This is a genomic window from Candidatus Binatia bacterium (assembly GCA_035631035.1).
Taxonomy (GTDB): domain Bacteria; phylum Eisenbacteria; class RBG-16-71-46; order SZUA-252; family SZUA-252; genus DASQJL01.
In genome coordinates, this window is sequence record DASQJL010000076.1 from 32,186 (window position 1) to 44,925 (window position 12,740).

Consider the following 12,740-nt stretch of genomic DNA (forward strand, 5'->3'; position numbering starts at 1 on the left):
TCCCCGCTTCGGCTTCGGCCCCTTCGATTGACGGCCGTCGGGCCCGCCCCGTAGGCTCGTAGGTCGTGGAACCGTGGTGGCGCAAACGTCCTGAGTGGTCCCGGCCGGCCTGGCTCAAAGTCCCGAGCGGGACCACGCCGCGCCCGCCGTGGCTCAAGCTTCCGCGCCCGTCCTGGCTTCCCAAGGGCCACGCCCGCTGGCTGATCTTCCTGCTCATCGTCGCTTTCGGCTTCGTCGCCTACGACTGGTTCCGGCTCTCGGCGATCGGCTCGTCCCAGTATTCGGGGAAGGGGTGGACTTTCCCGACCCGCGTCTACGCCGATTGGAGGGAGTACCGGGTCGGCGATCCGCTCGACACGCCGACGCTCCAATCGTCGCTCGATCGCGCGCGCTACCGCCGCGTCTGGGCGCGCCCGGCCGACTATGGGCAGTACCGCATTCGCGGCACCTTCTTCGAGATCCGGCTGCGCCCCTTCCGCTATCCCGATTTCGCCGAGACGGGGACCGAGGTCCTGGCGGACGTGCGGAATGGGCGGCTCGTTTCGCTCTCCCAGGGATTTCAGGAGCCCCGCGGCCGCGGCATCCTCCGCATCGACCCCGAGCTCCTCGGCGAATTCTCGAACGCCTCGCGCGAGCGGCGGAGCTACGTCCCGATCGGAGACATTCCCCGCCACGTCGTGCTGGCCGTGGTCGCCAGCGAGGACCGGCGCTTCTTCCGCCACTGGGGCCTCGATCTGATCGGCGTCTTCCGCGCCACGCTCCGCAACATGAGGGCCGGATCGGTCGTGGAGGGGGGAAGCACGATCAACCAGCAGCTCGCGAAGAACCTCTTCCTCTCCCAGGAGCGGAACATCTTCCGGAAGTTCCACGAGGCGCTGCTCGCGCTCCTGATCGAGATCCGCTATCCGAAGGAGAAGATCCTCGAGCTCTACCTGAACCAGATCTACCTGGGGCAGCGGGGAAGCTGGAGCGTCTGCGGGGTCGAGGAGGCGTCGCTCTTCTACTTCAACAAGCACGCCAAGGAGCTGACCCTTCCCGAGGGAGCGATGCTCGCCGGGATCATTCCGGCGCCGAACCGACTCTCCCCCTACCGCGACCGCGGCGCCGCGCTGGCGCGGCGCGACCAGGTGCTCGCCGACATGGTCGATTGCGGCTGGATCTCCAAGGAGGACATGCGCCGCTACCGCCGCATGCCGATGCGCTTCGGCGCGAACCCGCCGCCCACCACCAAGGCGCCCTACTTCGTCGACTACGTGCGCGAGGTCCTCTCCAAGGACATAGCACCCCTCGACCTGAGCGCGCGCGGCTACTCCATCTTCACGACGATCGATCCCGAGATGCAGGAGAGCGCCGAGCGCGCCGTGAAGGACGGCGCGCGCGAGGCCGACTGGCGGTCGGGGCGCGGCGGCTCCGACAAGGACCCCGCCCAGGCCGCGCTGGTGGCGATCGATCCCTCCGACGGGTACATGCGCGCGATGGTCGGGGGGCGGAGCTATGCCGAATCGCCCTACAACCGCGCGGTGGACTCCCGCCGGCAGCCCGGCTCCGCGTTCAAGCCGTTCGTCTACGTGGCCGCGCTCGATTCTCCCTACCAGGGACGGCGGCCGCCGCTGACGGCGGCCACGATGCTGGAGGACATGCCGGACACCTTCGCGACCCCGCAGGGACCCTGGGCTCCGCGCAACTACGAGAACTCCTACGAGGGGCACGTGACGGCGGCGCGCGCGCTCGCGCGCTCGCTGAACGCGGCCACCGTCCACCTGGCGGAGATGGTGGGGATCCCCAACGTGGCCCGCACGGCGCACGTGCTGGGCATCCAGAGCCGGTTGCGCGAGGTGGCGTCGCTCTCCCTGGGCACGAGCGAGGTGACCCCGCTGGAGCTGACGACGGCCTACGCGGCGCTCGCCAACGGCGGGGTCTGGATCCGCCCCGTCGCGGTGCGCGCCGTGCTGGACCGTGCGGGCGATGAGGTCTGGTCGCCGAAGAAGGAGATGCGCCGCGTGCTCCGGCCCGAGACGGCCTACATGGCGACCATCATGCTCGAGGGCCCGGTGATCTACGGCACGGCGGCGGGGATCCGCTCGCAGTACGGCTTCACGCGCCCCGCGGCGGGGAAGACCGGGACCACCGACGACGAGAACGACGCCTGGTTCATGGGCTACACGCCGCAGCTGGTGACCGGCGTGTGGGTGGGCTGCGACCACAACCGGAAGCTGGGGCTCACCGGGACGCAGGCGGCGGTGCCGATCTGGGTCCGCTTCATGGACGAGGCGCACCGCCATCTTCCGGTGCGCGACTTCGTAGCACCGCCGGGCGTCGTCGAGGTGTGGATCGACGCGCAGACCGGCTATCGCGCGGGCCCCGACTGTCCGCGCGTGATGCGCGTGGCGTTCGCGGCGGGAACCGAGCCGCGCACCGTTTGTCCCGCGTTCCACGCGCCCGCGCTCTTCGACGAGAGCGATTCCACGAGCGCGTTCGATCACGGCACCGAGCTGGAGCCGCGCGATCACGGCGACCAGCCGTTCGATCCGGGCGACGAAGGGCCGCCCGGCGACGACGACCAGCAGCCGCCGCCGCCTTCCGACGAGGGCGACCAGCAGGGACGCTGAGCGCCGAAGCCTCGTAGCGCCGCGCCGCGCACGCGCGTGCGCCACGGTGTCCCGCGCCGCGCGTGAAAATGACGCGCCCGCGTCCGCCGTCGCGTATACTGCGGTCGTGGAACGTTCCCCCGACGGATTCCCCGCGACGCCCCCGGTGCGCGCATGAGCGCGCCCTTCGTCCATCTCCATAACCACAGCGACTACTCGCTCCTCGACGGAGCGTGTCGCCTCGACCGCCTGATCGATCGCGCGAAGAAGCTCGGCATGCCGGCGCTCGCGCTCACGGATCACGGCAATCTCTTCGGCGCGGTCGAGTTCTACGGGATGGCCAAGGCCGCCGGCGTGAAGCCGATCATCGGCTGCGAGGTCTACGTGGCGCACGGCGCGCGCGGCGAGAAGTCGCGCGGCCCCGATGGCAAGGGCGCCTACGACCACCTGGTGCTCCTCGCGAAGAACCGCGAGGGCTACCGGAACCTCATGAAGCTCTCCTCCCTCGGCTTCACCGAAGGCTTCCACTACAAGCCGCGCGTCGACAAGGAGCTGCTCGCCGCCCACGCCGGCGGGCTCCTCTGCCTGAGCGCCTGCCTGCGCGGCGAGGTGCCGCAGCGCGTCGTGGCCGGCGATCTCGAGAGGGCGAGGACCGCGGCGGGGTGGTACCGGGACCTGTACGGGGCCGATTCCTACTTCTTCGAGATCCAGGACCACGGCATCCCCGAGGAGCGGGTCTCGGCGGAGGGGCTGCTCGAGCTGGGCCGGCGGATGGGGATTCCGGTCGTGGCGACGAACGATTGCCACTATCTGCAGCGCGAGGACGCCGAGGCGCACGAGGTGCTCCTCTGCATCCAGACCGGCAAGACGATGCTCGATCCGGACCGCTTCCGCTTCGCGACCGATCAGCTGTACGTGAAGACCCCCGAGGAGATGGAAGCGCTGTTCGCGCACGCGCCGGAGGCGATCCGGAACACGCTGGTCGCGGCCGAGCGCTGCGAGCTGGCGCTGGACACCGAGCGCGTTCAGCTTCCTTCCTTCCCGCTCCCGCCCGACATCGAGAGCGAGGAGGGGTATCTCCGGCGCCTCGCCGAAGAGGGCCTGGCGCGCCGCTACGGCGAAGGCGTCCAGGAGGTCCATCGCACGCGCCTGGAGTACGAGCTGGACGTCATCTGCAAGGTCGGCTACGCGCGCTACTTCCTGATCGTGCGCGACTTCACCGACTACGCCCGCAACAACGGCGTGGCCGTGGGGCCGGGGCGCGGGTCGGCCGCGGGGAGCATCGTCTCCTACTGTCTCGGGATCACCGATCTCGATCCGATCCGGTTCGACCTCCTCTTCGAGCGCTTCCTGAATCCGGAGCGCGTGAGCATGCCCGACATCGACATCGACTTCTCGTACGAGACGCGCCAGAAGGTGATCGACTACGTGGTCGGCCGCTACGGTCGCGAGAGCGTGAGCCAGATCATCACGTTCGGGACCATGGCCGCGCGCGCCGTCGTGCGCGACGTCGGTCGCGCGATCGGGATGACCTACGCCGAGGTGGACCGCGTGGCCAAGATGGTGCCGGGCGACCTGGGGATGACGCTCCCCAAGGCGCTGGAGATCGTCCCCGAGCTCAAGGCGCTCCCACAGCAGGGAGAGACCTACGCGCGCCTGATCCGCTGCTCGCTCGCCCTGGAGGGACTGGCGCGTCACGCCTCGACCCACGCGGCGGGCGTGCTCATCGCGCCGGGGCCACTCATGGACTACGTGCCGGTCTACAAGTCCCCGAAGGGGGACTTCACGACCCAGTTCGACATGAACTCGCTGGAGAAGGTCGGCCTCCTGAAGATGGACTTCCTCGGGCTCCGCACGCTGACGGTGCTCGAGGACGCGGTGGCGCACGTGAGGGAGTCGACCGGCGGGACGATCGATCTCAAGGAGATCCCGCTCGACGACAAGACCACGTTCGACCTGCTGGGGAAGGCGCAGTCGGTCGGGGTGTTCCAGCTGGAGTCCTCCGGCATGCGCGACCTGCTCCGGAAGCTCATGCCCGACACGTTCGAGGACATCATCGCGATCAACGCGCTCTTCCGTCCCGGCCCCATCCAGAGCGGCATGATCGACGATTTCGTCAAGCGCAAGCACGGGAAGCAGAAGGTCACCTACATGCACCCGGCGCTCGAGCCGATCTTGAAGAACACCTACGGCGTCATCGCCTACCAGGACCAGGTCATGCAGATCGCGAACCGGCTCGCGGGGTTCACCCTCGCGCAGGCGGACCTGCTCCGGCGCGCGATGGGGAAGAAGAAGCCGGAGGAGATGGCCCGCATGAAGAAGTCGTTCCTCGAGGGCTGCGCCGAGCGGGAGGTCCCGAAGAAGACGGCCGAGGAGATCTTCGATCTCATGGAGAAGTTCGCGGGGTACGGCTTCGTGCGCGCCCACAGCGCGGCCTACGCGATCCTCTCCTACCAGTGCGCCTATCTGAAGGCGCATCACCCCGCCGCCTATCTCGCGGCGTCGCTCACCAGCGAAGTCGGCGACACCGACCGCATCGTGGCGCTCGTGGACGAGGCGCGCCGCACCGGGCTCCAGGTGCTGGCGCCCGACGTGAACCGGAGCAAGGCGGCGTTCACGCTGGAGGGGAACGCCATCCGCTTCGGCCTCTCCGCCGTGAAGAACGTCGGCGTCGGCTCGGTCGAGGCGATCGTGAAGGCGCGCGACGAGGGAGGGCCCTTCCGGACGCTCTCCGACTTCCTGCGCCGCGTCGACACCGCCGCCCTGAACCGGCGCGTCGTCGAGTCCCTGATCCAGGCGGGCGCCTGCGACGGTCTCGAAGGGGACCGCGCGCAGCTCCTCGAAGCGGTCGGAGATCTGCTCGCGCAGATCCAGGAGCGAGCGCGCTCGGTCGCGAAGCACCAGGAGAGCCTCTTCGGCTCCGATCCGATGGCGGCGCCGTCCGACCCGCCGCTCCCCCTGATCGCGCCCTGGGGCCTGGAAGAGCGGCTCCGGCGGGAGAAGGAGGTGCTCGGCTTCTATTTCTCAGACCATCCGCTCGGCGCCTACCGGCACATCATCGAGGCGCGCGCGACCCACACGACCGCGCGGCTCCGCGAGTGCCGCGAGGGGCAGGAGGTCGTGCTGATCGGACTGGTCGCCGCGATGAAGCCGCACGTGGACCGGAACAAGCGGCCGATGGCGTTCGTCACGATCGAGGACCTGCGCGGCACCGTCGAGACCACCCTGTTCGCCGATCTCTTCGAGCGGAGCCGCGCGGCGCTCACCCCGGGCACCGTGATCGAGGCCCGCGGGAAGGTGAACGTGCGCGAGGAGGCCGATCCCAAGATGGTCCTCACGGCGGTCCGCCCCGTCCCGCACCCGGGGGAGGGGGGCCCGACCGAGCTCCGGATCGATCTCGTCAAGGCTCCGCCCTCGATCACCCCCGAGGAGATCCGCTCGGTGCTGGTTCGCCACCCCGGCGAAAGCCCCGTATACTTCAAGGTTCCGGGAGCGGAGGGCGCGGAGGCGGTCACGATCCGCGCGCGCCGGCTCCTGGTCTCGCCCAGCGCAGAGCTGCTCCAGGAGCTCCGGGAGCGCCTCGGCGCCGACGCCGTGCGCGTCACGGGACCCGCGCTCGATTCGCCGAGCGCGGGCGGGCGAGCGGAGGCCGTTCCTCTCTGATCCGGAGGGACCCATGAACGGAACCTGGCTCGACTTCGAGAAGCCGCTCCTCGATCTGGAGCGGCGGATCGAGGATGCCCGCGGCCTGGCGCAGGACGGAGATGCCGCGGCGCAGGAGGAGGTCTCGCGGCTGGAGCGGAAGGCGGACCGCCTCCGGCAGGAGATCTACTCCAAGCTGACCCGGTGGCAGCGCGTGAAGCTGGCCCGCCACCCGCGTCGTCCCTACACCCTCGACTACCTGGCCGTCATGGCTCCCGAGTTCATGGAGCTGCACGGCGACCGCCGCTTCGCCGACGATCCCGCGATGGTGGGCGGCGTCGCCGTGGTGGACGGCCTGCCGCTCATGCTGATCGGGCACCAGAAGGGGCGGGACACCAAGGAGAACATCTACCGCAACTTCGGCATGGCGCACCCGGAGGGATACCGGAAGGCGCTCCGCCTGATGCGCCTCGCCGCGAACTTCGGGATCCCGATCGTGACCTTCGTGGACACGCCCGGCGCCTATCCGGGCCTGGGGGCCGAGGAGCGCGGCCAGTCCGAGGCGCTGGCCCGGAACATCCTCGAGATGGCCCACCTCGCGGTGCCGATCGTCACGGTGGTCATCGGCGAGGGGGGCTCGGGCGGCGCGCTCGCGATCGCGGTGGGGGACGTCGTGATGATGCTCGAGAACTCGATCTACTCGGTGATCACGCCGGAGGGGTGCGCGGCCATTCTATGGAAGGACGCGACCAAGGCGGAGCAGGCGGCCGAGGCGCTGAAGCTGACCGCGCAGGATCTGCTCGAGCTCAAGGTCATCGACGAGGTGATCCCCGAGCCGGTCGGCGGCGCGCACCGCGACCCGGAGGAGACGGCCCGCCGCGTCCAGAGCGTGGTCCTGCGCCACATCCGGGCGCTGATCGACCTTCCGGCGCAGGAGCTTCTCGACCGCCGGCTGGAGAAGTACATGCGGATGGGGGTGTATCTGGAGGAGAGCGCGGCCACCGCGGCCGCCTCGGGAGCCTGAGCCATGCCGTTGAGCGACGAGCTGCTGGAGATCCTGGTCTGTCCCCAATGCCGCGGAGACCTCGTGTACGATCGCGCCGCCGAGCGGCTGGTCTGCGCGCGCTGCCGTCTCCGGTACCCGATCGTGGACGACATTCCGGTCATGCTGATCGAGGAAGCCGAGCGGATACCCGAGTCTTGAGGCGTCCCGACCGCCGCACGGCGTCCTTCTTCGCACCCTTGCGCTCCGGCCCGGCGCTCCTGGCCGTGGCGTCCCTTCTGGTTCTCCTGCCGCCCGCTTCCAGGGTCGGCGCGCAGGTCCCGTCCGGGTTCTCCGAGGCGTCGTCCCCGGCGCCGGTTCCCACCGTCGAAAACGCCTCCCCGACCGGATACCGCGTGCGCGTGCCGATCGGAGACGCCCAGACCGTTCGGGCGCGGATCGCGGGGTACGACCTGGCCGAGATCCGCATTCCGGGCGGCGTGGCCGGCGGGGCGTGGGCCCAGCCCTCGCTTCCCACGCGGACGGTGCTCCTGCGAATTCCCTGGGGCGCCGAGCCGGTCGCGCGAGGAGCGTGGTCTTCCTTCCGCTCGCTGGGCTCGCTCGAGCCCGTTCCGGTGCCGCACCTCGTGACCGAGCCAAGTGTCCGGGACCGGACCGCTCCCGAGGCCGTCGCCGCGGCGATGCGGGGCGCGCCCTACCGCGCCCTCGGGGGCGGCGGGGAAGCCGCGGCGATCGCGGGGACGGCTCTCATGGCCGCCCGCGGCGAGCGCTATCTCGCGGTGACCCTCCGCCCGGTGACCTGGGACCCCGCGACGCGCGAGGCGCGGGTGGCCGACGCGATCGTCGTCGACGTCTCCTGGGAGACGCCCGCGCGCGTCCTGCCCTCCGAGGGGCCCGCGGGCGCTGCCGGCGCGGCGCCGTCCGAGGGCGCCCTGCCGCTCGGCGTCGACGGAGCGGTCGGACCCCGGTTCGCACAGCGCTTCGCGCGGGCCGCGACCGCCGGGCGCGCGGCCGCCGTGACGGGACCGCTCCGCGTCGACCCCTCGCGACCCTGGGTTCGCGTCGGGGTGGTCCGGCCGGGACTCTACCGGATCACCCCGGCCGCCCTCCTCAGCGCGGGCGTCAACACGGCCGGCATCGATCCGGCCACGTTCCGGCTCTTCCGCTCCCCGCCGGGCGATCTTCCCGAGAGCACCGACGTGGACGCGGGCCCCGATTCGCTCCGCGAATGCGCCATCACGGTCACGGGCGAAGGGGACGGCACGTTCGACGCGGCCGACGCCATCTACTTCTACGGCACCGGGGAGAGCGGCTTCGGTTACGACCTGGCCGCCGGGGGCGGGCCCGAGTACCAGGAGACGCAGCGAACCGATCTGGAGCCGCTCTGGCTCACGTGGGGACCGGGCCCGGTGCCGACGCCGCCGCGCCGGATCGCGACCCGCGACGCCGCGCCCGTCTCCACCGGAGCGCCGCTCCTGACACAGGTGACCCATCGGGTCCACTTCGAGACCAATCGCTTTCCCAACTTCGACCTCTTCCAGCCCGGGCTCCGATGGGAGCGCTGGTTCATGAGCGTGCTCCCGCAGGGCGCGAGGCTCGCGTTCCCGATCACGCTGCCGGGAGCCGTGCCGGGGGGCGAGGTCTCGGCGCGGCTCCGGATGTGGGGCCAGGGCACGTCGACCGGGCACGCCGCGCGGCTCTGGTGGGACGGCGCGATCGTGGACACCGTGAGCTGGAATTTCCTCGCGGCGCGCGACCTGACCGCGTCGGGACTGCGCACCAACGGCGCGCGCGATACGGTGCAGGCCGAGGTGCCCGCGGTTGCGGGACGGACCGACCCCGAATACCTCGCCTGGTTCGAGGTCTCCTACCCGCGCGCGCTCACCGCCTCGTCGGACACGATCGCCTTCGCCGCGCCCGATTCGGTCCCCCCCGGACGCTACCGCTATGCGATCGCGGGAGTGAGCGACACCACAGCCGCCTGGCTCCTGGACCGCACCGATCCCGAAACGCCTGTGCGGCTCGCCGGCGGGACCTGGTCCGGAGCCGCGCCCGCGTTCACGCTCACCGTGGAGGACAGCGCGGGCGCCGGCTACCGGCCGCGCTATACGCTCGTCTCCACGTCGGGCGCCCCCAGCCCGTCGCTCCTGCGCTACGCGCCCGCCGCGGGTCCGCACGCGCTGGCGGACCTCCTCGATTCCGGGAACGCGGCCGATTACCTGATCGTCGCGCCGGCCGCCTTCCTCGCGCAGGCGGAGTCGCTCGCGTTCGACCGCGAGGCGCGGCTCCCCGGAGTCGCCGCTCCGCGCGCGGCCATCGCCACCACCGAGGCGATCGCCGCCCAGCTGGGCGGCGGACGGTCGGACCCGGTCGCCATCCGGAACCTCTTCGCCTTTGCCGAGCGCCATTGGGCCGCCGGACCGCTCTATGTCTGTCTCTTGGGGGACGCCTCCGACGATCCGAAGAACTATCAGATCATCTCGGCGCCCGATCTCGTGCCGACCTACAACGAGTACTGGGACGTGAGCCTCCTGCTCCAGTACATCTCGGACGACTTCTATGCCTTCCTCGACGGGCCGGGCGACCGGCTCTTCGATCTCGCGATCGGTCGGCTGCCCGCGCGCACGACCGAAGAGGCGCGCACCCTCGTGCGCGGCAAGAACGCGGTCTACGAGCGGACGCAGGACTTCGATTGGTGGCGCGTGCGAGCGCTGCTCACGGCGGACGACGCCTGGAAATGGTCGGTCCCGAACACCAAGCGCGACCCCGTCGGCGCCGACCACGTGACGCAGATGGAGCGGAAGGACGGATTCCATCTCCCGTTTCCCGTGCGCCGGGAGAAGGTCTACCTGAACGACTATCCCTTCGCGGATTCCACGAAGCAGTCGAAGCCGAAGGCCCGTGAGGCGTTCCTGGCCGCGGTGAACGCGGGGAACTGGCTCGCTGAGTTCGCCGGGCACGGCAACGAGAACTTCCTCGCCGACGAGCAAATGTTCCGCTCCCTCGACCTGAACCGCCTCACGAATGCCACGCGGCCTTCGATCTTCGGTTTCTTCTCCTGCACGGTGGGGAAGTTCGACGACAACGTGCAGCAGGACGGGCTGGCCGAGCTCCTGCTGCGCTACCCCGGCGGCGGGTCGGTCGTCTCGCTGGCGGCGAGCCAGGAGGTGTTCGGGCTCGAGAGCGGGAGGCTGAACGACGCGTTCGTGGACGCCCTCTTCCCGGCTTCCCCGCGCGTGGACACCCTGCGCACGGCGGGGCTCGCGTGGGCCATGGCGAAGAACGCGCCGGGAAATCAGAACGAGATCGTGCGGAAGTACGGCTACCTGGGCGATCCCGCGGCCCTCCCGCCGCTCCCGCGCGGGCGCGGCGTGTTCGAAAAGGGCGCGCTCGACTCCATTCCGCGCGGCGAGGTCGCCGCGATCCGGGGGCACGCGCTGAACGCGGACGGATCCCCCGACACGCTCTCGTCGGGCACGGTCCTGCTCGAGGCGCTCGGCCCGCCATCCCGCCGGATCGAGATCGCCGACCGGAACGGGGCGCCGACCGCGGTGCCCTACGCGCTCCCGGGGCCGGTGCTCTACCGCGGCGAAACCCCCTTGAGCCGGGGGGCCTTCACGCTTCGCTTCGTCGTGCCGACCGACGGCCGGATCATCGGCCCGGGCGCCCAGATCCGGGCGCTCCTCTCCCAGGCGGGCGGCCGGGGCGTGGGCCTCGCGGCCGACTCGCTCCGCATCGCGGCCTCGCTCGCCCCGCGCGCCGACGCGACGCCCCCGACCATCCGCCTGCTCGGCCCGGCGGCGAACGACTCCACCGTGGCGCCGGGAACGGTCCTGACGTTCGCCATCGAGGACTCGAGCGGGATCGATCTCACGCGACTGGACGACGCCCACAGCATCTTCACGATCGTGGACGACCGCGGCACGCCGATCGACATGACGCCGACCTTCCGCTACGAGCCCTCCAGCTTCACGCGCGGCACGGCGACGCTGACGCTGCCGCAGCTGGCCGGCGGCGCCCATCTGCTCGAAGTGCACGCCTCCGATACGTACCGGAACGTGGGGATCGCCACCTTCACGATCGACGTGGCCGCGGCCGTCCCCGGCGGGTCGGCCCTGGTCATGACGGAGGTGTTCAACTACCCGAATCCTTTTCCGCGCGAGACCTACCTGCACGCGCGGCTGAACCAGGCGGCGCGGCTTCGGGTGCAGATCCTCACCGTGTCGGGGCGCCGGGTGCGCGATTTCGCGCTCGACGGCAAGGCGGGGGAGAACTACATCCCCTGGGACGGGCGCGATTCGGAGGGAGAAAAAGTGGCCCTCGGGGTTTATATCGTGAAGCTGACGGCAGAGGTACCGGGAGGGAATCGCGCGACGGCCATCGCGCGTGCGCTCCGAGCCGAATGAGCATCCCCCGGCGGAACCGCTTGTTACGATGTCCCATCGTGTTCTAGACTTAGGGTCTCGTCGGGGGCGCGTTCGGCGTCCCTTCCTGCATTCCGTAAGGAGGTCTTCCACATGAGTCGCATTCTCACCGTCGCCTCGAGGGCTGCCGTAGCACTCGTCCTCCTGGCCGGCTTCGCCGCGTCCGCCCAGGCCCAGTCCGAGGCCGGAGGCATCTCCACGCTCTTCGCGCCGGGGGCGCGCGCCGACGGCATGGGTCGCGCCTTCACCGCCGTCGCCAACGACGCGAACGCGATCTGGTGGAATCCGGGCGGCCTGGCGTTCCTCCGCGGCCACGACATCAGCCTGACCTACTCCCAGCTGGTCCCCGATCTCGCCTCCGACGTGAACTGGTCCTATCCCGTCTACGCCCAGCATGTCGAGGGGTGGGGCGGCCTGGGCGCCAGCGTCGGCTACCTGAGCTACGGAAAGAGCGAAGCGACCGACGTGGACGGCAACGTGACCGGCGAGTTCACCTCGTACGAGCTGGTGCCCTCCATCGCCTACGGCACCGAGCTGGCGGACAACGTCGGCTTCGGCGTCGCCTTGAAGCTGATCCGCGTCGACCTGGCCCCGCAGGCGGTCACGCTCGACCAGAAGAACGGGCGCGGAACGACGTTCGCCGCCGACATCGGCGGCATGATCAAGATGCCGGCGGCCAAGGTCGCCATCGGCGCCACGCTCGCCAACCTGGGGCCGGATATCGCCTACATCGACCAGGATCAGTCGGACCCGCTGGGCCGGAACATCCGGTTCGGGGTCGCCTACACGCCGATCGAGAACGACGTGCACCGCGTCCTGATCGCGGCCGACGCCTCGCGCTTCCTCATCCCCGGCCGCGTGCTCGCCGTGGACGTCTGGAACGCCGGCGCCGAGTACGAGTTCAACCGGCTCATCGCGCTCCGCGCGGGCTACATCAGCGACCCGATCGGCGACATCACGGACTTCACGTTCGGCCTGGGATTGAACTATAAGGGCGTGCGCTTCGACTACGCCTCGATCCCGCAGTCGAGCTTCCTGGATCGCGTCAACCGGTTCTCGCTCGGATACCACTTCTAAGAACCC

General features: G+C 70.5%; 6 protein-coding genes. All 6 read left to right on the plus strand.

Features of this window, described 5'->3' with window-relative positions; translation table 11 throughout:
* Positions 1-65: 65 nt before the first annotated feature.
* The 6 genes from VE326_08375 (at position 66) to VE326_08400 (ending at position 12,734) form a co-directional block, all read left to right on the plus strand.
* The gene (locus VE326_08375) at positions 66-2,609 is read left to right on the plus strand and encodes a PBP1A family penicillin-binding protein (protein ID HYJ33221.1); all 2,544 of its coding nucleotides are present in this window, start codon (positions 66-68) and stop codon (positions 2,607-2,609) included.
* Between the two features lie 153 nt (positions 2,610-2,762).
* On the plus strand, positions 2,763-6,251 hold the full coding sequence (locus tag VE326_08380) for a DNA polymerase III subunit alpha (protein HYJ33222.1): 3,489 nt from the start codon (positions 2,763-2,765) through the stop codon (positions 6,249-6,251).
* Between the two features lie 13 nt (positions 6,252-6,264).
* A complete protein-coding gene (locus tag VE326_08385; protein ID HYJ33223.1) occupies positions 6,265-7,254 on the plus strand; it encodes an acetyl-CoA carboxylase carboxyltransferase subunit alpha in 990 nt (329 codons plus the stop codon).
* A gap of 3 nt (positions 7,255-7,257) precedes the next feature.
* A complete protein-coding gene (locus tag VE326_08390) occupies positions 7,258-7,434 on the plus strand; it encodes a Trm112 family protein (GenBank protein ID HYJ33224.1) in 177 nt (58 codons plus the stop codon).
* On the plus strand, positions 7,431-11,639 hold the full coding sequence (locus VE326_08395; GenBank protein HYJ33225.1) for a C25 family cysteine peptidase: 4,209 nt from the start codon (positions 7,431-7,433) through the stop codon (positions 11,637-11,639). The genes VE326_08390 and VE326_08395 overlap by 4 nt, the downstream gene beginning before the upstream one ends.
* Positions 11,640-11,750: 111 nt before the next feature.
* Positions 11,751-12,734, plus strand: a complete 984-nt coding sequence (locus VE326_08400) for a PorV/PorQ family protein (GenBank protein HYJ33226.1) — start codon at positions 11,751-11,753, stop codon at positions 12,732-12,734.
* Positions 12,735-12,740: the final 6 nt, after the last annotated feature.

Excerpts from the sequence above, each read along its gene's own strand:
- VE326_08385 (HYJ33223.1), top strand. The coding sequence starts at position 6,265 with ATGAACGGAACCTGGCTCGACTTCGAGAAGCCGCTCCTCGATCTGGAG.
- VE326_08400 (HYJ33226.1), top strand. The coding sequence starts at position 11,751 with ATGAGTCGCATTCTCACCGTCGCCTCGAGGGCTGCCGTAGCACTCGTC.
- VE326_08390 (HYJ33224.1), top strand. The coding sequence starts at position 7,258 with ATGCCGTTGAGCGACGAGCTGCTGGAGATCCTGGTCTGTCCCCAATGC.
- VE326_08380 (HYJ33222.1), top strand. The coding sequence starts at position 2,763 with ATGAGCGCGCCCTTCGTCCATCTCCATAACCACAGCGACTACTCGCTC.